The organism is Sphingomonas sp. MJ1 (PH-R8) (assembly GCF_048058635.1).
GTDB lineage: Bacteria > Pseudomonadota > Alphaproteobacteria > Sphingomonadales > Sphingomonadaceae > Sphingomonas.
In genome coordinates, this window is sequence record NZ_JBBEFX010000007.1 from 39,485 (window position 1) to 60,209 (window position 20,725).

16 protein-coding genes and 2 pseudogenes are annotated in these 20,725 nt (G+C 68.0%); 8 read left to right on the forward strand and 10 right to left on the reverse strand.

Going from position 1 to position 20,725, the window contains the following annotated elements; genetic code table 11:
• Positions 1–62: 62 nt before the first annotated feature.
• From VPH46_RS08010 to VPH46_RS08055, 10 genes and pseudogenes are all read right to left on the reverse strand, one after another.
• Complete coding sequence (locus VPH46_RS08010) at positions 63–476, reverse strand: GtrA family protein (RefSeq protein ID WP_416610318.1); 414 nt, start codon at positions 474–476, stop codon at positions 63–65.
• Positions 473–2,293, reverse strand: coding sequence for a thiamine pyrophosphate-binding protein (locus tag VPH46_RS08015; protein ID WP_416610319.1), 1,821 nt, complete (start codon positions 2,291–2,293; stop codon positions 473–475). The genes VPH46_RS08010 and VPH46_RS08015 overlap by 4 nt, the downstream gene beginning before the upstream one ends.
• A complete protein-coding gene (locus tag VPH46_RS08020) occupies positions 2,281–3,300 on the reverse strand; it encodes an NAD-dependent epimerase/dehydratase family protein (protein WP_416610321.1) in 1,020 nt (339 codons plus the stop codon). The genes VPH46_RS08015 and VPH46_RS08020 overlap by 13 nt, the downstream gene beginning before the upstream one ends.
• Positions 3,297–4,589, reverse strand: a complete 1,293-nt coding sequence (locus VPH46_RS08025) for a hypothetical protein (protein WP_416610324.1) — start codon at positions 4,587–4,589, stop codon at positions 3,297–3,299. Before VPH46_RS08025 ends, VPH46_RS08020 begins: the two co-directional genes overlap by 4 nt.
• On the reverse strand, positions 4,586–5,521 hold the full coding sequence (locus tag VPH46_RS08030) for a glycosyltransferase family 2 protein (protein ID WP_416610326.1): 936 nt from the start codon (positions 5,519–5,521) through the stop codon (positions 4,586–4,588). The genes VPH46_RS08025 and VPH46_RS08030 overlap by 4 nt, the downstream gene beginning before the upstream one ends.
• Complete coding sequence (locus tag VPH46_RS08035) at positions 5,518–6,609, reverse strand: capsule biosynthesis protein (RefSeq protein ID WP_416610328.1); 1,092 nt, start codon at positions 6,607–6,609, stop codon at positions 5,518–5,520. The genes VPH46_RS08030 and VPH46_RS08035 overlap by 4 nt, the downstream gene beginning before the upstream one ends.
• Positions 6,609–8,474 carry an SLBB domain-containing protein gene (locus tag VPH46_RS08040; RefSeq protein WP_416610462.1) on the reverse strand — a complete coding sequence of 622 codons (1,866 nt, stop codon included), beginning with the start codon at positions 8,472–8,474 and terminating at the stop codon, positions 6,609–6,611. Before VPH46_RS08040 ends, VPH46_RS08035 begins: the two co-directional genes overlap by 1 nt.
• Entirely contained in the window at positions 8,471–8,959 is a 489-nt protein-coding gene (locus VPH46_RS08045) for an inositol monophosphatase family protein (RefSeq protein ID WP_416610463.1), read from the reverse strand. Before VPH46_RS08045 ends, VPH46_RS08040 begins: the two co-directional genes overlap by 4 nt.
• A gap of 19 nt (positions 8,960–8,978) precedes the next feature.
• A pseudogene (locus VPH46_RS08050) lies at positions 8,979–9,350 on the reverse strand (inositol monophosphatase family protein); the annotation flags it as partial.
• A 4-nt stretch (positions 9,351–9,354) separates the two neighbouring features.
• Entirely contained in the window at positions 9,355–10,161 is an 807-nt protein-coding gene (locus VPH46_RS08055) for an aldolase/citrate lyase family protein (protein ID WP_416610330.1), read from the reverse strand.
• 106 nt (positions 10,162–10,267) lie between these two features.
• Here VPH46_RS08055 and VPH46_RS08060 point away from each other — a divergent pair, with 106 nt between their 5' ends.
• The 8 genes and pseudogenes from VPH46_RS08060 (at position 10,268) to VPH46_RS08095 (ending at position 20,689) form a co-directional block, all read left to right on the forward strand.
• Positions 10,268–10,855: a M23 family metallopeptidase gene (locus VPH46_RS08060; RefSeq protein ID WP_416610332.1), complete on the forward strand. Its 588-nt coding sequence runs from the start codon at positions 10,268–10,270 to the stop codon at positions 10,853–10,855.
• Positions 10,856–10,957: 102 nt separating this feature from the next.
• Positions 10,958–11,473, forward strand: a complete 516-nt coding sequence (locus VPH46_RS08065; protein WP_416610334.1) for an RNA polymerase sigma factor — start codon at positions 10,958–10,960, stop codon at positions 11,471–11,473.
• A gap of 33 nt (positions 11,474–11,506) precedes the next feature.
• Complete coding sequence (locus VPH46_RS08070) at positions 11,507–12,478, forward strand: FecR family protein (RefSeq protein WP_416610336.1); 972 nt, start codon at positions 11,507–11,509, stop codon at positions 12,476–12,478.
• Positions 12,479–12,494: 16 nt separating this feature from the next.
• Complete coding sequence (locus VPH46_RS08075) at positions 12,495–14,861, forward strand: TonB-dependent receptor domain-containing protein (RefSeq protein ID WP_416610338.1); 2,367 nt, start codon at positions 12,495–12,497, stop codon at positions 14,859–14,861.
• A 192-nt stretch (positions 14,862–15,053) separates the two neighbouring features.
• A complete protein-coding gene (locus VPH46_RS08080; RefSeq protein WP_416610465.1) occupies positions 15,054–16,757 on the forward strand; it encodes a catalase in 1,704 nt (567 codons plus the stop codon).
• Between the two features lie 73 nt (positions 16,758–16,830).
• Positions 16,831–17,403: an ankyrin repeat domain-containing protein gene (locus VPH46_RS08085; protein ID WP_416610339.1), complete on the forward strand. Its 573-nt coding sequence runs from the start codon at positions 16,831–16,833 to the stop codon at positions 17,401–17,403.
• Between the two features lie 14 nt (positions 17,404–17,417).
• Positions 17,418–18,425 (forward strand): ferrochelatase, encoded by a 1,008-nt coding sequence (hemH, locus tag VPH46_RS08090; protein ID WP_416610340.1) that lies wholly within the window; start codon positions 17,418–17,420, stop codon positions 18,423–18,425.
• 128 nt (positions 18,426–18,553) lie between these two features.
• Positions 18,554–20,689 (forward strand): annotated as a pseudogene (locus tag VPH46_RS08095) (TonB-dependent siderophore receptor).
• Positions 20,690–20,725 lie beyond the last annotated feature (36 nt).

Consider the following 20,725-nt stretch of genomic DNA (forward strand, 5'->3'; position numbering starts at 1 on the left):
CGGAAGGGGATCCGCGGGCTGGCGGATCCCCTGTTTGTCGCAGGGAGCGTTCATCGCCGGGATCAGGCCTGTTCCGCGCTCGTGCGAAACGTGACCCGGCTGTGCCAAAACCAGCTGCCCGCGATGAGCGCCACCGTAAAGCCCAGCTGGGCGATCACCGGCGGCACCTGCGCAAGCTCGACCAACAGGGGCAGCGCCACCCAGTTGGCGGCATAGTTGAACAGGTAGAAGCTCGCGAAGGTCGCGAACTCGCGCAGGATGTTGCCGCGGGTGCGGAACACGCCCAGCTTGTAGGTCGTGAACGCGAAACACAGGCTCACCGCCTGGGCGATGCCCAGCGCCACGAGGTAATGGGTGCGGAACGCGGGCACGCTCCACAACAGCGCCGGATAGATGGCGAGCCCGAACGCCGTGTTGGCCGCACCCGCCATCAGGAAGCGGAGCGGCCGCCGCTGGGTGACGGCGGCGATGCTCACTGCTCCTCGACCAGCGGGATCGCCATGTTCGCGGCCAGCACCTCTCGCGGAAGGAACGGCGACAGGTCTTCGAGCGGGGGTGAGGTGATGCGGCCGTCGGCGTGGACCTTGGCGCCGAGCTTGGGCGCGAAGGCGACATGCTCGTCGATCATGATCTCGCACAGTGCCGGCCCGGGCGCATCGAGCGTTGCCTGGATCGCGCCGGGCAGGTCGTTGTGTTCCTCGGCGCGCGCATAGGCGAAGCCGAACGCATGGGCGACCTTCTCGAAGCTGGGGAAGGTCACGTTGCTCTTGGGGCCGCCGCCCACCTCGACGCCGTTGAAGAAGTTGCGGTGCGTCTGGAAGATCGAGACATAGCCCGAGTTGTTGAGGAGGAAGACCTTCACCGGCAGGTCGTAGCCGGCGATCGTCTGCATCTCCTGAAGGTTCATCATGATGCTGCCGTCGCCTGCGATGCAGATGACGCGGCGGGTGCCGCCGGTCGCTGCGCACACGCCGATCGCGGCGGGCAGGTCATAGCCCATCGTCGCGCAGCCGGAGTTGGTCCACAGCCGCTGGCCCTGTTGCAGGCGCCCCGCCTGGAAGCTGACCACGCAGGCGGAGCCGTTGCCGGTCACCACCACGTCATCGGTATCCAGCGTCTCAAACAGCGCCTCCATCGCGACATAGGGATGGTTCATCGGGCCGTGGTCGCGATATTCCGGAAGCACGACTGGGAAGGCGGCGACGCGCTGCTTCGCCCAGGCCAGCCATTCGCGGTGCTTTGCGGTCGCCCCCGCATAAGGCGCCTCGAGCAATGCCGGGAGCAGGTCGGCCAAGTCCGCGACCACCGGCAGGTCCGGCTTCACTGTCGGCTTCTGCAGCTCCAGCGGGTCGATATCGACCCAGATCTTGTAGGCGGCGCGCGCGAAGCTGTTCCAGTTGTAGCTCACCTGCCGGAGGTTGAGCCGGCTTCCGAGCACCAGCAGCAGGTCCGCGCTCTGCGTCACCAGATTGCCGCCGCGGTCGCCTACGGTACCCGGCCGGCCGGCATAGAGCGGGTGGTCGTTCCACAGCGTGTCGTGCGCGTTCCAGCCGGTCATGACCGGCACGCCCAGCCGCTCGATAAGGGCCAGGAACTCTCGGTGCGCGCCGCTCAGCCGCACGCCGGCACCGGCCAGCACGACCGGCCGTTCGGCGGCGGCCACGCGCTCGAGGATCGTGCGCGCGGTGCCGGAGAGATCCGTCTCCCGCCACGGCTCGTCGAGTTCGGCAGGATCGAAGCCGGCCAGCATCTCCGGGTCGATCTTCGCGGCCTGCACATCGAGCGGGATGTCGAGCCACACCGGGCCGGGGCGCCCGCTCGTGGCGAGATAGAGCGCCTTTTCGGCGTGGTAGCGGATGCTGGCCGGCTCGGTGACCATGGTCGCATATTTGGTGATCGGGCGGACCAGTTCCTCGATGTCGAGTTCCTGGTCGCCCAACTGGCGCAGCTTGAGCCCGGTAGCCCGCACCGTCGTCTCGTGCTTCACCTGACCGGAGATCACCAGCATCGGGATCGAATCGACAAAGGCGCCATAGACGCCGGTGATCGCGTTGGTGCCGCCGGGGCCGGAGGTGACGTTCACCACGGCCGGGCGGTTGGTGAAGCGGGCATAGGCCTCCGCCGCCATCGCCAGCGCCTGCTCATGATGGGTGAAGATCGTCTTCAGCCGGGGATGGGTGCCCATCGAATGATTGAGGTGCATGGCCCCGCCGCCGGTCAGCATGAACACCTGTTCGATGCCATGGTCGGCGAGCCATTGGGCGAGCCAGTCGGAGAGCTTCATTTCGGGCATTGGGTCCATCCATTGGCGACCGCGGTGCGCCGGATCGCTTCGTTGAGGTCGATGGTCGGGGCGACGCCAAGGTCGCGGCGAATCGCCTGGGTCGAGGGTACGTAGCGGCCGGGATTCCAGCCGGGATCGGGCTGTTCCAGGATCTCGACGCCGGGAGCGCCCAGCACGTCCGCGGTGCGCCGGGCCAGATCGGCGATCGACACCGCCTCCTCCGATCCGACGTTGTAGGTCGCACCCGGTGCGGCCGTGAGGTGCAGCATCCACATCCAGACCGCTAGGTCGGCGGCATAGAGATAGGAGCGCACCGCCTGGCCGGAGCCGGTGACGCGGACGGGCTTTCCCGCGATCGCATCGCGGATGAAGTTTCCGGCGGCGAAATGCGTGTCGAGCGACAGCCCCGGCCCCAGCAGCGCGAAGATGCGCGCGGTGACGGTGTGAAGCCCGAACTGATGGTGGTGGATCGCGGTCAGCGTCTCCGCCGCGCGCTTGCCCTCCGCATAGGAGGACCTTGGGTCGCGCGGGTCGGGGCCGCCCATCCACTGCTCGTCGACGTAGAGCCGGTCCCAGGGCTGGGTGCCATAGACGGCACCGGAACTCATCAGCAGGAAGCGGGCGTCCTGCGCGCGGGCGAAGGCGAGCGCGGCGCGCGTGCCGTCCACGATGGTGTCGAACATCCGCTGCGGGTCGTTCGCGGTCAGCGCGGCGCTGGCGTCCGTGGCACCGTGGATCACGTCGGTGAAGGCGCCCGCCGGCGGCTCGAAGCGCAGCACGTCGCCCGCGACCGTATCGAACCGGGCCGCAAGATGCGGTGCGCGGCTGGCGAAGGCGGCGGGATCGCGGGTGAGCAGCGTCACCTCGACGTCGATGGGCGCGCGGGCCAGCGCCTCCAGCATCCATCGGCCAATGAAGCCCGTGCCGCCGGTCATGAAGATGCGCGCGCCGTCGAGGCGCGGCCAGAAGGGGGCGAGGGCGACGTCGATCGCGCGCAGATCGTGCTCGGGGATCATGCGGTGGCCAAGCCCAGGGTGGGACGATGTTCGCGATGGGCAAGCGCCACCCGCACCAGCGCGTCGAGCGACAGCGACCAGACGATCAGGATGACGAGGCCAGGTCGTACGAAATGTCCAAGCGTCAGGCCGAACTCCGGCAGCACCGGCCGACCGCTGAGCCAGCTCTGCGTGTCGAGGCGCAGCACGGTTGCGAGCGGGAGGTCGCCCACCAGGCACAGGAGATATGCGGAGACCAGCGCCGGCACCGCGCCGCCGCGCCACGGCTCCAGCAGCAGCAGGAACAGCAGGAAAACCTGGGTGTAGCCACCGGGTGATTGGGTCACGAGATAGGCGCCCAGCAGGGTCGCGGCGACGCGCGCGTGGGTGAGCGCGCGCGGCTGAAGCCAGGCGGCGGCGAGGGTCGCCAGCGCCAGCAGCTGGGTCGAGCGGATCGCGAGCGGTACGGCCGTCTCGATCGCTTCGATCGTGCGGGAAGGGACGAATTCGAGCAGCGGCAGTTGGCTCTCGCGCATCAGCAGCAGCGGCGCATAGCTGGTGGAATAATTGACCTCGTTCCAAATCTGCCCGGCGACGAAGCTGACCCAGTTCACCGTGTTGGACGCGAGCTCCATCGGCGAGCCCGATCCGACTAGCGCCAGCGTGACGAGATAGAGGAGGATGGTGGCGATGCCGGCGAGCTCCAGCGGCCGCCACTCGCGCCGCACCGCGTGGGCGAAGGCAGGCAGCACCAGATATGGCTTGAAGTTGATCGTGACCGCGGTGCCGATCGCCCGCCAGGGGCCGGACCGGATGACGGGTCCATGCGCGACCACGAACGCGGGCAGCGCGACCAGGATGAGGTTGCCGCGCTCCAGCGTGAACAGCAGCGGCAAGCCCAGCGCCATCGCCATCGTGCGGGGGATTGCCGTGCGCGGATCGGTGCGGCGAAACGCAATCCACAACACCGCCACGTCCGCCACATAGGCCGCCAGGATCGTCACGCGCGCCAGCCAGTCGCAGTCGCGCGCCTGGAACGGCGAGCCGACGTAGCAGCCGGGCAGGCTCGTCCAGTCGAGAAACACGAATGACAGTGGCGGATAGATGCTGCGCCACACGTCATACGCGCCGGGCCGGTTCGCCCAATAGGCGGTGTTGAACCAGTCCATGAAGGTGTCGTTGGTGTCGAACACGAACGGCTGGGGCAGATAGCCGTGGGTGGAGAACCACCACAGCATGTGCGCAAAGCTCGCCACCACGGCGAGCATCAGCGCCCATTCGACGACCGGCGGGCGCGGCCGCGCGGTCATGGTGCGTCCGGGAAGTTCAGCCGCGCTTCCTCGATCACCAGCGGCACGTTGCGCGTCCGCTCGGCGATCAGCCGCAACTGGTCCCCGATCAGGCCCAGGAAGAGCAGCAGGGTGGCGAACATGCCGATCCCGCCCGCCCAGCCGAACAGCGCGCCCGCGGGTCCGCCCGCCACCAGCGCGACAAAGCCGAGCGCCGCGAGCAGCAGCGTCACGCCACCCGCGCATACCGACAGCAGGATGGGCGCGCGCAGCAGGGTCTTGGCCGATCCGGCCAGACCGGACAGCGCGAAGCCCATCAGGCTCGCGACGCCGTTCTTGGTCTCGCCGCCCGCGCGCTCCGGTCGGTCGAACGGCACCAGCGCGATCGGATAGCCGCTTTCCACCAGCATGCCGCGGAAGAAGGGCTCCGGCTCCTTCCACTGGCGCAGCGTGTCCACGACCTTGCGGTCGAACAGCCCAAAGCCGGTGACATTGGGGATCACGGGATAGTCGGCGATGCGCCCCAACAGCGCATAGCCCGCGCGGCGCACCAGCCCCAGCAACACGCCCGTGCGCTCGCTGCGGCGCTGGCCGAGCACGATCGCCGCGCCGCCGCGCCATAGCGCGACCAGTTCGCCGATCATGGCTGGCGGGTCCTGGAAATCGGCGCACATGCCGATCACCGCGGCGCCGTGCGCCTGGTAGATGCCGTGCGTCGGCGAGCGCATCTGACCATAGTTGCGGTTGTTGAGGATGCCGCGCACCCGTGGGTCCGCTGCGCACAGCGCACGGATCGCGTCGCGCGTGCCGTCGGTCGAGCCATTGTCGATCAGGATGATCTCATGGCTCGCGGCGTGGCGCTCTGCCTCCCGCGTGACCGCTTGCGTGATCGCCTGCACATTCTCGATCTCGTTGAAGCACGGGATCACGATCGACAGTTCGGGGGGGCTCACGACCGCGGCTTTCCGATGACCGGCAGGCGGATGCCGGTCGCCGGCGCATACAACTCGGTGAACAGCGCCAGCGCGATCACCAGCGCGAGCAGCGCCACCGCGGGGACGTTGTACTTGCGGTCCACATCCAGGCGCGGCGCTTCGATCACCTCGGCGTCCGACGCGGTCTCGGCCGCGAGCGACTCCACCGCGATCTCTTCCGACGAGCGCGCGTAGACCTCGTACAAAGCCTGGGCGAAGCGATAGTCGCGATAAAGGTCGAGATATTCGCCCGACACTTCGGTCAGGCCCGCGACGTTGGGTCCGGCAGCGCCCGATGCAGGGTTGGCGGTGCGCGCAATCTGCGCGCGCAACGTGCCAACCTCCGACTCAGCGGCCCGCAGCTGCGGGTTCTCGGCCCCCTGGAACTGGCGGAGCGTCTCCACCTCGACCTGCTTGGCTTGGAGCTGTGCCTGCAACCCGGCCCGCAGCGACAGCTCGGCGCCCAGTTGCGCCTCGGGCTCCGCAAGGCGGTTGCGGCGGCGGAAGGCGTTGAGCGCCGCCTCGGCCGTCACGACACGCTCGCCGGCTTCGCCGAAGCGCGCGCGCACGACTTCCTGCTTGCGGCGGACGCGGTCGCGGCTGAGGCCGTTGAGCCGCTGACTGATCGCGGCCACGAACGCCTGGGTCAGCGTTTCTGCTTCCTCCGCGTCGTGGGTACGCGCCTCGACCTCGATTACGCCACCGGTGAGCGAGTGGATGTCGACCTTCTTGGCAAGCGCCAGCTGTGCCTTGCGGGCCGAGCCATAGCGGTCGACCAGCTTCAGCCGGGCGATGACCGCGTCGCTGACCTCCCGGCCACGGGCGACCGACAGATAGAGGTCGATCGGCTGCTTGCCGCCGCCCAGCAGCGCGGCAAAGCCGCCGAGTTGCCCCATGCCGCTCACCGTCGAGCTCAGGCCCAGGCTCCCGGGTTCCTGCGGCACGAGCTTGGCGCGTGCTTCATAGGGTTGGGGCACCACGCACAGCAGCGCGAGCACCAGCGCCGCGACGCCATAGGCGCGCAGGCGCCAGCGCGGATCGCGCACCCATTGCATCACGCGTGCCATCAGTTCACCGCATTCACGACGGTGGCCGCGCCGATGACGCCGCCGAACAGGCTGCCGGTGATGTCGCGCAGCCGCGCCCAGAATTCGCCGCGGTTCGCGTCGACCGGCACGAAGACGAGATCGCCCGGCAGCGCCGGCGCCTTGAGCGTCCGGCCGCCGCGCGCGAGCACGGTGCCGTTGGCGCGCACGACAAAGATCTCCTTCTTGTCGCCCAGCGACTGGATGCCGCCCGCGCTTTCGACCGCATCGCCGATGGTCTGCCCCTCGCGATAGGCGAAGGAGGCGGGGCTCGCGACCGCGCCGAACACGCCGACCGTCACCGGGCGGGTGGGGACATAGATCGCGTCGTTGTTCTCGACGATCAGGTCGGCGGGAAGCGCAGCGGCGGTGACCGGCAGGTCGAACACCAGCCGGCCGCTCGGCTCGCGCGCCCGCATCTTGGCGATCACCTGGTCGATCAGCTGGAGGTTGGCGGCGGACGACAGCTGCGCCCGATTGACCGACACCAGCGGCTGGGTGCTGAGTAGCAGCTCCATGTCATCGACGGCCCGCGCAAAGCTCTCGCGCTGCTGCGCCTTGACGCTCTCGCGCGTGATGACGCTGGCATAGGGAAATGCCTCGCCGGTGAGGCCGCCGGCCTGCTGCACGACGTCGGCGAGGCGGGATCCGGGCTGGACGTAATAGCGGCCGGGCTTGGTGACCTCGCCGCTTAGCGTGACCAGCACCGGCTGCTGCGCGACTGGGCGGGCGATGCCGACATTGGTGAGCACGCGCACCACGTCGCCACGGCGCACGGCGCGGGTGCGGGCCTCGGCCGCGCCCAGCTGCTGCCAGCCGCCGTTGCCGCTGCCCAGTGTGTCGAGCACCAGCAGGCGGGTGTCGTCGGCGATGGTGCTGACGCCGCCGGCATAGGCGACCGCATCGGCCAGGCTCTCGCCGGGGCCGACTTCGAAGATCGCCTCGCGGTTGACGCTGCCGGTAACCGCGACCTGTTCGCCCGCCGGGGCGATGTGGATGACGTCGCCGTTGCGGAGCACCGCGTCGCCGGTCTTGTCGCCGCGCAGGAGCAGGTCATACAGGTCGAAGTCCGAAACCAGCGTGCCGCCGCGCCGCAGCTGGATCGAGCGGAAGCTGCCGCCCTCGGACGGGCCGCCCGCGGCCAGCACCGCGTTCACCAGCGTCGAGACGCTGTTGACGGTGTAGGCGCCGGGCCGGCGCGCAAAACCGGTGACATAGACGGTCAGCCCGCGCAGCCGCGCGATGCCGACCTCCAGCTGGAAGCCGCGATACTGGCGCGAAACCTGGGAGGCGACGACGTTGCGGACGTCGCCATAGCGCACGCCGCCCACCTGGATCGCACCGACGCGCGGCACGAAGATCCGCCCTTCGCTGTCCACCGTCAGGCGGAGGTTCGAACCCTGGACCGAGCCCGAAAGATCGAGCCGCAGTTGGTCGCCCGGGCTGATGAGATAATCGGCGGGAATGGCGGTGGTGGTGGGCGTCGTGAAGTCGCGCGCCTCCGGCACGAGCAGCTCAGCCCCGAAACGGCGCAGCGGCTTCCCGACCACCTCGGAGACATAGGCCTCGAACTCGCTCGGCGGCGGTGCCGGTGTCGGAGCCTGTGGCGCCGCAGAGGCGGCGGCGGGGGACGCAACCGGGTCGCTTTCGGGCAGGGGCGGGTCGATGCGCGCGGGAGAGAAGCGGGCGGGGCTTGCCTCCGGCACCGCCACACCCGGCGCTGCAGAAGGCGCACCGGTGGCCGGACGTGCCGAGCCGCCGACGGGCGAGAGCAACTGGGCTGAGGCGGGGAGGGGGGCGAGCGCGAGCGAAGCACTCGCAAGCAGAGAGGCGCGGGCAAGCATCATGCAGCCAGCGCCCCCAGTGAGCCTACTTCGGCAAGCGGAGCGCGCAGCACGTCTGCCGCCACTTCCCATAGGCGCACGTCCGCCGCGGCGAGCAGGCCAGCACGGTCCGAACCGACGCGATAGCTGCTGCCGTCCCAATGGGTAACGTGGCCGCCCGCCTCGGTCAGGAACAGCACGCCTGCGGCATGGTCCCACGGAAGGATACGCTGGAACAGCGCCACGTCGTTGCGGCCGTTCACCAGCCGCGGATAGCTTTCCGCAGCACAGCGCGGGATCGGCTCCAGCGCGAACCGCCGCTCGGCCGCGCGATGCGCCCGCGCGCGCTCGGTCGGCGTCATGAACTGGGTTGCTAGCGCCGCGACCGGCCGAATGCGTCCGCTGTTCCGGGTGCGTACCGGCCGGTCGTCGATCCAGGCGCCCAAGCCGCGCTCGGCATGGCACATGCGGCCGGTCGTCGATCCAGGCGCCCAAGCCGCGCTCGGCATGGCACATGCGGCCGGTCGTCGGGTCGAGCATCCAGGATGCGATCGGCTCGCCATCGGAAACGAGCGCGACCATGATCCCGAACGCGCCGGTGCCGCTGGCGAAATTGGCGGTGCCGTCGAGCGGATCCACCAGCCAGACCGCGCCACTGCCGATGCCGTCGAGCAGTGCGGGGTTCTCGGCGCATGCCTCCTCCCCAACAATCCGGGCGCCGGCGCCGAGCCGGTCGAGCCCCTCGCGCAGCCGCGCCTCCGCCTCCCGGTCGACGCAGGTCACCACCTCGCCCGGGCTCTTCTCGGCAATTTCATGCGCCGCAAGCACGCGATGCCGCGGCATCACCACGCGCTCCGCGACATCGCGCATCAGCGCGGCGACCTGTCCGACCAGCGGCATGGGATCAGGCGGCGACCAGATCGGGGGCGTTGGCGCGTGCGGTGCGCTCGCGCATCATCGCGATCCGGCTCGCGTCTTCCTCGGCCATGGCGCGATATAGGTCGCGCTTGTTCTCCAGCCAGGCGAGTTCGAACGCGGTCGCAAGCGCGATGCCACCGTCGAACCCATTGCCCTCTACCGCGACACCGTCGAACACGACCTTGCGCGTTTCGAAGCGATCGAGCCGCACCTGGCGAATTTTGCGCAGCGCAGGCGCGGCCTCGACCGCCACCGAGCCGCCGATGACGAGGTCGAGGTCATGGCGGCGGCATGCTTCGGCCGCGACCAGCACCGCATCGGTGATCGCGCGGTCGTTGATCGCGCCGCGCGGGAGGCCCCGCGACAGGGTGAAGTCCACCCGGCCGAACACCACGCCGTCCAACCGCTCCGCCGCGATCGGCAGCATCGCGTCGAGCGCCTGCAGCGTCGCTTCGGTCTCCAGGTTGAACAGGAAGTTGGTGTCGCTGGGGCCGGTGCCATAGACCTTGTCGCGGGCGTCGGCGAATTTGGAGAGCGCGTAAGGCGTTTCCACCATCGGCGCGATAATATAGTCGGTGCCGTAGAGCTTGGAGGCTTGGAGGTCGGACACGGCCTCGCACCCGCCGATCTTGAGCGCGACCTTCAGGTCGGCGCGGCGGGCGAGTTCCAGCAGGCGAAGGAACTCGTCAGGTCGCGTGCCTTCGGCTTCGAACTCCGCCTTCACGGCGACGAAGCCATAGTGGTCGCGACCCTTCTTCAGCAAATCGAGCATATGCGCTTCGGTAGGGCTCATCATGTCCTCCCGGGATGGTTTTCGAGGAAGAAACGGAGCCGCGTAGCCAATCCCGTAAAGGTTCCCGTCAGATGCGGACTTATGTTCACGACTCCGTTTTGCGGTCATGCGGCTGCTGCTGGCCCTGCTTGTCCTGTCCCCCGTCGTCGCGGCCGCGCAAGACGCGCCGACGTTGCGTGTCTCCTCCCGCTTCGGCCTTCGCGCCGATCCTCTTCACGGCCGGGCCGTCACCCATCGCGGGGTCGATCTGCCCGGGGCGCCGGGCACCCCGGTGCTCGCCGCAGCGATGGGGGTGGTACGGGTGGCAGGACGGCGCGGTGGCTATGGCGGGCTGATCGAGCTCGCACATCCCGACGGCAGCGCCACGCGCTATGCCCATCTTTCCCGCATCCTCGTGCAGCCGGGCGAGATGGTAGAGCAGGGGCAGTTGATCGGGCGGATGGGTTCGACCGGGCGTTCGACCGGCAGTCATCTTCATTTCGAATATCGGGTCGGCGGCGTCCCCGTGGATCCGCTTCGCTACCTGGGAAAGGTCCCTTCCGCGCCAGAGCGCCCGCTGGCGGACGAGCCGGACCGGACCGCGCCGGCGCTGCCCCATCGCTCGCGTTTCGCGCGACGCCGGGCCACGTATCCAAGCGTCGACCCGGCCACCCTGCCGAGTGGGAGCACCGCGTTGCGATCCCCGCGATCCTAGCCGCAAAATTCGAGCAACTGCACCCCATTCGGGAAGATCTTCCTGGCGCAGCGGGGCGGGTGGGACTTGGCAACTGGCGCAGGGAGTGCTTTCCCGTGCGCGATGGAACCGGATTCGAAATCCGACGGCCTTACGCGTGTCCTTGTCGACGAGCGGGCGCGTCTGCTGCGCTTCCTCGCGGCGCGTGGCGCAGGCGACGAGGCGGAGGACGTGTTCCAGGATCTTTGGCAGCGGCTGGTGGTGACTCCGGCGCAGCCGATCGCGGATCCGATTGCCTATCTGTTTCGCGCGGCCGAGAACGTGCTGCGCGACCGACGGCGCAGCGCGATCAGCCGCGAGCGGCGGCAGCAGGATTGGCACGAGGCGAGCGTCGGCGAGCGGGATGAGGCCGTGGGGGAACGCGTGCTGATTGCCCGGCAGCGCCTCAGCGAAGCGGAGGCGGTGCTTGCCGCGCAGGGGCCAAGGGTCAGCCAGGTGTTCCGGCGCTACCGGCTGGATGGCGTCGGCCAGGCTGCGATCGCGCGGGAGATGGGGGTGAGCCTCAGTTCGATCGAGAAGGACCTGCAGAAGGCTTATCGTGCGTTGTCGCAGCTCAGAGAGAAATTCGATGCGGAATAGCCGCAAAGGCTCCGTCTCAAAGAGAGTATGGGCATGAACGCTGCACCCGACGACATGCTTCGCGACGACGCGCGCCTTTGGGCGATCCGCGTCGGCGATCCGGCGTTCGCGGAGTGGGACGGCTTCAACGCATGGCTGGGGGCCGATCCGGTCCACAATGCTGCCTATGAAGCCGCGCTCGACGATTTGGACGCTGCCGACGCCTTGTTCGACGTGCCTCCGGCGCGGGCTCCCGTCCTGCAACGGTCCGCCGCAGCGACGGGCCGATACGGTAGCTCGCGGCGCTGGCGTGCACCCGCCATGGCCGCCTGCGTCGCGGTGCTGGCGGTCGGCGGCGGCTGGCTCGCGCTCGATCGCGGGTCGATGCAGGAATATGCGACCGCGCCTGGACAGCGCCGGGCGATCGAGTTGGTCGATGGGTCGCGCATCGTTCTCAACGGCGGCACCCGAGTGGCGCTGGACAGCGCGAACCCGCGCGCGGTGACGATGGCGGACGGCGAAGCGCTGTTCCAGATCCGCCACGACCCCGAAGTCCCGTTCGTGGTGGCGACGGCCGACGGAACTCGCCTGATCGACGTCGGCACGACGTTTAACGTCGTGGGCGGAAAGGGCGCGCTGTCGGTGAAGGTCGCCGAAGGGGCGGTGGTCTATCGCGGCGGGGGAGCCGAGATGCGGCTGGACGCCGGGGAGATGCTGACCCGCGCAACCACGGGTGCGGCGCCGCGCAAGCAGACGGTCGATCCCGCCACGGTCGGTGCCTGGAGGACCGGCTATCTTCAATTCAGCGATACCCCGCTGGATGAACTCGCTGCCGATCTCTCGCGCAATCTGGGCGTGGCCGTCGCGATCGACGATCGGCTGGCGACCCGCCGCTTTTCGGGTACGGTCATGGCGGACGGCGGCGCGGATGCGGTGATGGCACGCGTGGGGCCGCTGCTCGACGTGCAGCTGGAACGCCGTGGCGACGGCTGGATGATGACACCGAACGATGGTGCGCGCCGCTAGCCTCGCTCCAATTACCATGTTGGTCGCGGCCGCTCCTGCCTTTGGACAGGAGCGCGCGACCGAGGTCAACGTGCCCGTCGCGGACGCGGAGGCCGCGGTCCGTCTGCTGGGGCGACAAGCCCGGATCAGCGTCGGCTTTCGCGACCCGCGTCTGACCCGGATTCGCGTGAATGCGGTGCGGGGGCGCTACACGCCGGCGCAGGCGCTCGAACGGCTGCTCGCCGGTACTTCGGTACGTGCGGTGCGAGTGGCACCGGCCAGTTTCGTCATCGACCGCGCACCGCCCAGATCCAAGCCGGTGATCGCAGCACCGCGCACGCCAGTACCTGTTGCGCCAGAACCTGCCCCCGAGGAGATCGTCGTCACCGCAACCAAGCGGGACGTGCCGCTCGTCGCCTATGCGGGTGGCGCGCAGATCATCGACGGCGAGGCGCTGTCCCTTGCCGAGGCGGCCCGCGGCACTGGATCGATCGAGACGAGTGCCGCCAGCGTCACCTCCACCCACCTCGGGACCGGCCGAAACAAGCTGTTCATCCGTGGCATTGCCGACTCCAGCTTCGTCGGACCGACCCAGGCGACCGTCGGGCAATATTGGGGCAACAGCCGCATCACCTACAGCGCGCCCGACCCAAGCCTTCGGCTTTACGACGTCCGCAGTGTCGAGGTGCTGGAGGGGCCACAGGGTACGCTGTACGGCGCGGGGTCGCTGGGCGGCGTCGTCCGCGTGGTCCCCAACGCGCCCGACCTGCGAACCATTGGCGGAGCCGTCTGGGGTGGAGTGCAGGCTACGGAGCATGGCGATCCCGGGGTGGACGGTGGCGCGGTTCTGAACCTTCCCCTTGTCGAGGATCGGCTGGCGCTGCGGGTGCTGGCGTTCGGCGGCATCGAGGGGGGCTATATCGACGACCGCCAGCGCGGGCTGGAGGACGTCAACCGCGTCACCTCCTGGGGAGGGCGAGCCGCTCTGCGGTATCTGCCGGGGGACGACTGGACGATCGACATCACCGCGCTCGGCCAGCGGATCGATGGCGACGATAGTCAGTACGCCGATCGTCCGGGCGACCGGCTTTCGCGGGCGAGCGCGACGGCGCAGCCCTATCGCAACGACTTCTGGCTGGGTGAAGCGCTCTTCCGCAAGAATTGGGGCTCGCTCGAATGGACCTCCTCCATCGGCTATGCGCGCCAATATGTCTTCGAGCAGTTCGAGGGGCCGAGGCTCGACCTGGCGCGTCTCGACCAGGCGCCTGCCGTCGACGCGGCACCTACCGTGTTCACCCAGCGCAACAACATCGACATGATCACAGCGGAAACCCGCCTGGCACGGCGCGGCAAGGATGGCGCCGGATGGTTGGTAGCGGCGAGCCTGTTGCACAATCGGGCGCGTGTCCGCCGCAGCATGGGCGAATCCCGGGATCGCGCGACACTGACGGGGGTTCGCAATCAGGTCGACGAGGTCACGCTCTACGGCGAATATGCCATGCTGCCCGTCCAGGACGTGACGGTGACCCTGGGAGGGCGCATCACACGCTCCCGTCTGGCGGGGCAATCGGAAGACGTGGCACCCGTGATCGCACTGCGCATGGACCCCTCGGCGGGCGACTCGCGCTCCGAAACGCGGGGATTGCCCTCCGCGTCGGTTTCGTGGCGGGCCCGGGACCAGCTGACGCTGTTCGCGCGCTATCAGGAGGGCTTTCGCCCCGGTGGCATTGCCGTGCGGCAGGACTTCATCCAGCGCTTCCAGGGCGATCGCGTCGCGACGCTGGAAGGCGGCGCCCGGTTCGGCAGCGACCGGGTCGATTTGAGCGTCACCCTTTCCTACACGCGGTGGCGCAACATCCAGGCCGATATTGTCGATGGCTTCGGCTTTCCCACGACTGCCAACATCGGTGATGGGCGCGTCGTGTCGATCGGCTGGTCCGGGCGCTGGCGGCCGACCGCCGGGCTCGAACTGGATGCCGCGCTTTATCTCAACGACAGCCGGATCACCGATCCAGCCTTTATGATCCTGCCGTACGACACCGTCGCCATCGATCGGGGACGGCTCCCGAATGTCGCGGATCGCAGTAGCCGGCTGGGCGCCCGCTATTCCCGCGATCTCGGGTTCGGCCATCACCTCGATGTGAGCGGCTACGCGCGCTACATCGGCCAGTCGACGCTGGGTATCGGGTCGATCCTGGGGCGCCTTCAGGGCAATTATGTCGATACGGGCCTCGATATGCGCGTGGGGAATGATCGTCGGGGTCTCAGCCTCACCGTCACCAACCTGCTCGACGCGCGCGGCAACCGGTTTGCACTGGGATCACCGTTCCTGATCCGTGACCAGGACCAGATCACGCCGTTGAAGCCGCGCAGCATCCGAATCGGCCTCGACCTCGCGTTCTGATCGTCAGCGGGCGCGACAGAACGCTGCGCTCCCTTATCGCAGCCTCCCCCCCGCACCCGAATGCTCGACAAATTCCTCGCTCACAGTGATCGGCATTGCTCGTTGGCGGTCCGGCGCCCGGCCGGGCCAAGGGGCCGCACCGCTGTGATGCCGGCGACCGCCGACATCCCATAACCCGACAACATGGACGACATGATGGCTTTCACTACCTCGCGCGCCGGGCTCTTGGCTGCGTGCATCAATCTCTCGCTCGTCGGGCCCGTGCTTGCACAGGCACACCAGGTCGCGGACCCCGCCTCGACCCAGGCTGCAAGCCGCATGCAGACCGCCGCCGCGCCGACCGTTCCCGAGCGGCCCGTGCTGTCGCAGCCGGGCGTTGCAGGCACCGTTCAGGCCGGGGGGAATGGCGCTGCGGCCAGCGCACCCCAGTTCACCCGCGACAATGGCGCGCCCATCGGCGAGAATCGCCATTCCAAGGCAGTGGGCGACATGGGGCCGGTGCTGCTGGAAGACGCGCACCTGATCGAGAAGCTCGCCCGGTTCGACCGGGAGCGCGTGCCGGAGCGCGTTGTCCATGCCCGCGGCACGGGTGCCCAGGGTGTGTTCCGCGCCACCGCCGACATCTCCGACATCACCAAGGCATCGCTGTTCGTGCCCGGCAAGGAAACGCCGGTGTTCGTCCGCTTCTCGACCGTGATCCACGGCGCGGGCAGCCCGGAGACGATGCGCGATCCCCACGGCTTCGCGACCAAGTTCTACACCGATCAGGGCAACTGGGACCTCGTCGGCAACAACCTGCCGATCTTCTTCATCCGCGATGCGATCCAGTTCCCGGACATGATCCACTCGCTCAAGCCCTCGCCGGTCACCAACAAGCAGGATCCGAACCGCCTCTTCGACTTCTTCTCGAAGACGCCGGAGGCGACCAACATGATCACCCAGGTATGGACCAACCTGGGCACGCCCGCGTCCTATCGCACGATGGACGGCAATGGCGTCCACGCGTTCAAGCTGGTGAATGCCCAAGGCAAGACGATCTTCGCCAAGTTCCGCTGGATCAGCCGCCAGGGCGTCAAGAACCTGAACGGCGAACAGGTCGCGAAGGCGAACTTCAACTTCCTGACCGACGACCTCTACGGCCAGATCTCCGCGGGCAATCACCCGAGCTGGGACCTGATGGTGCAGACCATGTCCGCCGACCAGTTCGCGTCGCTGAACTACAATCCGTTCGACGACACCAAGGAGTGGCTGGGCGTGCCGTTCAAGAAGATCGGCGAGATGACGCTCAACAAGGTGCCCGACAACTTCTTCGAATGGACCGAGCAGTCGGCGTTCGCCCCGTCGAACATGGTGCCGGGCATCGAACCGTCGCCCGACCGCATGCTCCAGGGCCGGCTGTTCTCCTATGCCGACACCCAGCGCTATCGCGTCGGCGCTAACGTCATGACGCTTCCGGTGAACCGGCCGCGGGTGGCCGTGGTGAACAACAACCAGGACGGGCAGCTGAACGCCACGCAGCGTTCGTCGGACGTGAACTATTTCCCGGCCGATACGGCGCCCAAGACGACGGCGGCCGAGTTCCGCAACTCGACCTATGAAGTCTCCGGCATCGTGGACTCGAAGCCGATCGAGAAGACCAACAATTTCGAGCAGGCCGGCATCTTCTACCGGTCGCTGAAGCCGCAGGACAAGGCGGACCTGGTCAAGAACCTGGCAGGCGACCTGGGCCAGGTCACCTCGATGCGGGTGAAGACCATGATGCTCAGCTACTTCTACCAGGCCGACAAGGACTATGGGACGCGCGTCGCCAAGGCGGTGAACGTGCCCCTGTCCGAGGTCGTGAAGGCGGCGAACGAATATCGCGCTGCCTATCCTGAGCAGTTCGGGGCGAACTAATCGCCCCGAGGGTCCCGGCGCTCGCCCCCCCTCTCCCGCGCCGGGACCCACCCCCTTCAGCAAAGGACCCCCGATGTTTGTTGTGCTGACTGCCGCGCTGCTTGCAGCGGCGACTCCCCAGCAGATGCCGGCCGTTTCGGCAGCTCCGGCAACTGCCGTGCCGTCGGCGGAGCGCCGGCAGGAACTGCTGTTCGACGCCGCCCGCCTGGGACGGGTCGACATGATCGACACCCTTGTGAAGGCCGGCGCCGACGTCGACGGGTATGACAGGCGCGGTTTCACGCCGCTGATCCTCGCCGCGTACAACGGCCAGAAGGAGGCGGTGGAAGCGCTGCTCGAACGCGGTGCCGATCCGTGCAAGCCGGACGCCGGCCAGGGCAACACCGCCCAGATGGGCGTCGCGTTCAAGGGTGACGATGCCATCGCCGCTCGGCTGCTCAAGACGGACTGCGACGTGAACGCGCGCAACAAGGCCGGCCAGACCGCGCTGATGATGGCCGCGCTGTTCAGCCGGACCGCTCAGGTCGACCTGCTGGTGGCGGCGGGAGCGGATGCCAGTATCGCGGACGCGACCGGCCGGACCGCCGCCTCGGTCGCTGCCGCGCAAGGCAACACGGCGCTGGCAGCGGCGCTCTCGGCCAAGTGAGCGGGGGCGGTCTCATGATCCCGGCGAACCATCCCGCCACGCCGTCTCCTCGCATTGGCGTGCTGCTCATCAACCTGGGCACGCCAGACGCACCGGAACCCAGGGCGGTACGGCGCTACCTTGCCGAGTTCCTGTCCGACCGCCGGGTCATCGAGCTTCCGCAACTCCTGTGGCAGCCGATCCTGCGCGGGGCAGTCCTAACCACCCGTCCCCGCAAGTCGGCGCATGCCTATGCCCAGGTGTGGACCGACGCCGGATCCCCGCTTGCGGCCATCACCCGGGAGCAGGCGTCGGCGCTGCAGGGCGCGTTCGGCGAGGACGTCGTGGTGGACTATGCGATGCGCTATGGCAGCCCCGCGATCGGCGACCGGGTGCGTGCACTGAAGGAGGCGGGATGCGAACGCATTCTGCTGGCGCCGCTGTACCCGCAATATTGCGCGGCCACGACGGCGACGGCGAACGACAAGGCGTTCGCGGCGCTGGCGGAGATGCGCTGGCAACCGGCGATCCGCACGCTGCCGCCCTATCATGACGATCCAACCTATATCGACGCGCTCAAGGCTTCGGTCGAGGCAAGTCTCGCGGCGCTCGACTGGGAGCCGGACGCGCTGGTGGCGAGCTTCCACGGCATGCCCCTGCGCACCATGGACCTTGGCGATCCCTATTACCACCAATGCCTGGAGACCGGACAGCTTCTCTCGAAGGCGCTCGGCCGGGATCTGACCGTCAGCTTCCAGTCGCGCTTCGGCCCCGCGAAGTGGCTGGGGCCTGCCACCGACACGGTGCTCGCCGGCCTTCCTGCCAAGGGCGTGACGAAGGTGGCGATCTTCGCGCCGGGGTTTTCGGCCGATTGCGTCGAGACTCTCGAGGAGCTCGCGATCCGGGGACGCGAGACCTTCGTCGAAGCGGGCGGCGCCGAGTTCGCCTATCTGCCGTGCCTGAACGCCAGCGCCGGCGGGATCGCGATGCTCCGGGCCGTTCTGGCACGGGAAGTCGCAGGCTGGGTCAGGACAGCCGCCTAGCCGGTTCATGGACCTCGGCCGCGCTCGTCCCAGCAAAGATCAAGAATCTCACAACCTGCTATTGCGAATGATGCGCAACTCTCCTAGCGGGAGCCATGCCGTGGGCAATGAGCGTTGTGGGGAAAATCATGCAATTGAAGATCGCGTTTCTGCTGGGCGGAGCAGCCATGCTCGTCGCGTTTCCTGCAGCTGCGCAGGAAACGGACGCGAACGCATCGGACGAAGAGATCGTCGTCGTCGGTTCCTATACCCTCCCGGACGCGATCGACACGGCGACCGGCCTGGGCCTCACGGTCCGCGAGACGCCGCAGTCAGTCAGCATCATGACGGCGCAGCGCATCCTCGACCAGAACCTGATCACGGTGAAGGACGTCATCACCAACGCGGTCGGCGTGTCCGCGAACGAGTTCGACGATGTCCGCAACAGCTTCTTCGCGCGCGGCTTCGAAATCCGGAATACCTAGGTGGACGGCGTGCCGGCGGCCTGGACGCTGGCGGGCGGCAACGGCGAGACCAGCATCGACGTGTCCATCTATGAGCGGGTGGAGATCGTGCGGGGCGCGACCGGCCTCCTGTCGGGCGTGGGCGACCCCTCGGCCTCGGTGAATCTGGTCCGCAAGCATGCCGATGCCACCGACCTGACCGGCTATGTCAACGCCAGCCTCGGTAGCTGGGACACCTGGCGCCTGTCGGCGGATGTCGGCGGCGCGCTGACGGCGGACGGACGCGTGCGCGCGCGCGTCGTCGGCCGCTATGAGGAAGGCGAAAGCTACATCGACATCCAGAACAAGAAGAAGTGGGTGCTCTATGGCGTGGTCGACGCCGACCTGACCGACACGACGCTGGTGCGGGCAGGGATCAGCCATCAGGATACCAAGCCGGGGGGCGCCACCTGGGGTGCGCTGCCGACCTTCTACAGCGACGGCACGCTGACCGATCTTCCGCGTTCGCAGACGACGGCGGCGGACTGGACCTATTGGAACAGCACCAACCAGAACATCTTCGCCACCGTCCGCCAGGAACTCGGCGACCGGTGGAACCTGACGGTCAATTACAACCGCCTCAAGAACACCAGCGATACCCAGTTGCTCTACCTGTACGGCACCGTCGACAAGGTGACGGGTACGATGGACGGCACCAATCCGTACAAGTCGGCAGGCGTGAGCTATCAGAACAGCTTCGATGCCCAGCTGAAGGGTGCGGTGTCCCTGTTCGGCCGCGATCATGAAGTGGTGGTCGGCGCGCTGCACAGCATCCTCAAGCGCCACACCGACAATTACGACGCGCCGCTGCCCTGGCTCACCGACGTCCCGGTGATCGGCCAGGAAGGCATCCCCTATCCCGAGCCGGTCTGGGGTACCGAGCCCGTCCGCAACGAACAGGAGCGGATCAAGCAGACCGGCTATTACGGCGCCGTCCGCCTGAACGTGGCCGATCCGTTCAAGGTCATCCTGGGCGGGCGCCTCGCCAGCTGGAAGCAGACGGGTTATGCCTGGGGAACGAACAGCGACTATGGCGATGACGACGTGTTCATCCCCTATGTCGGGGCGCTCTACGACATCACGCCCAATCACCGCCTCTACGCCAGCTTCACCAAGATCTTTCAGCCGCAGAACCTCTACGATCGCGAACACCAGTTGCTCGATCCTCTGGACGGCGATGCCTATGAAATCGGCCTGAAGAGCAGCTTCTTCGGCGACGCGCTGCAGACCTCGATCGCGCTGTTCCGCATCGAGCAGGACAATGTCGGGCAGATCGACGGACCGGAAGTCATCCTCGACGGCCAGATCTTCCAGCCGTATCGCGCCGCCCAGGGCGTGGTCAGCAAGGGCTTCGAACTGGAGGCGACCGGCCAGCCACTCCCGGGCTGGAACGTCAACGCCAGCTACAGCCAGTTCAAGGCCGAAGATGCCGACGACGTCCCCGCCAACACCGACCAGCCGCGCAAGCTGCTCAAGATCTTCACCACCTATGACCTGCAGGGTCCGCTGGCGGGCCTCACCATCGGCGGTGGCGTGAACTATCGCAGCAAGGCATATTCGGATGGCACGAACCCGGTCCTGAACACCCCGTATCGCTTCCAGCAGGACGGCTACACGCTGGTCAGCCTGATGGCGCGCTATGCCGTGACGGAGCAGCTGCAGCTGCAGGCCAACGTCGACAATCTGTTCGACAAGACCTTCTACAGCAACGTGGGTTCGTTCAGCCAGTATCGCTACGGGGCGCCGCGCAACGCGACGGTGACCTTGAGCTACCGCTTCTGAGCCAGGCGGGCGTCGGCGTGCGCGCCGACGCCTCCT

Coding starts and splice junctions, on each gene's coding strand:
- VPH46_RS08015 (WP_416610319.1), bottom strand. CDS start 2,293: ATGCCCGAAATGAAGCTCTCCGACTGGCTCGCCCAATGGCTCGCCGAC.
- VPH46_RS08020 (WP_416610321.1), bottom strand. CDS start 3,300: ATGATCCCCGAGCACGATCTGCGCGCGATCGACGTCGCCCTCGCCCCC.
- VPH46_RS08025 (WP_416610324.1), bottom strand. CDS start 4,589: ATGACCGCGCGGCCGCGCCCGCCGGTCGTCGAATGGGCGCTGATGCTC.
- VPH46_RS08035 (WP_416610328.1), bottom strand. CDS start 6,609: ATGGCACGCGTGATGCAATGGGTGCGCGATCCGCGCTGGCGCCTGCGC.
- VPH46_RS08040 (WP_416610462.1), bottom strand. CDS start 8,474: ATGATGCTTGCCCGCGCCTCTCTGCTTGCGAGTGCTTCGCTCGCGCTC.
- VPH46_RS08045 (WP_416610463.1), bottom strand. CDS start 8,959: ATGCCGAGCGCGGCTTGGGCGCCTGGATCGACGACCGGCCGCATGTGC.
- VPH46_RS08055 (WP_416610330.1), bottom strand. CDS start 10,161: ATGAGCCCTACCGAAGCGCATATGCTCGATTTGCTGAAGAAGGGTCGC.
- VPH46_RS08060 (WP_416610332.1), top strand. CDS start 10,268: ATGCGGCTGCTGCTGGCCCTGCTTGTCCTGTCCCCCGTCGTCGCGGCC.
- VPH46_RS08065 (WP_416610334.1), top strand. CDS start 10,958: ATGGAACCGGATTCGAAATCCGACGGCCTTACGCGTGTCCTTGTCGAC.
- VPH46_RS08070 (WP_416610336.1), top strand. CDS start 11,507: ATGAACGCTGCACCCGACGACATGCTTCGCGACGACGCGCGCCTTTGG.
- VPH46_RS08075 (WP_416610338.1), top strand. CDS start 12,495: ATGTTGGTCGCGGCCGCTCCTGCCTTTGGACAGGAGCGCGCGACCGAG.
- VPH46_RS08080 (WP_416610465.1), top strand. CDS start 15,054: ATGATGGCTTTCACTACCTCGCGCGCCGGGCTCTTGGCTGCGTGCATC.
- VPH46_RS08085 (WP_416610339.1), top strand. CDS start 16,831: ATGTTTGTTGTGCTGACTGCCGCGCTGCTTGCAGCGGCGACTCCCCAG.
- hemH (WP_416610340.1), top strand. CDS start 17,418: ATGATCCCGGCGAACCATCCCGCCACGCCGTCTCCTCGCATTGGCGTG.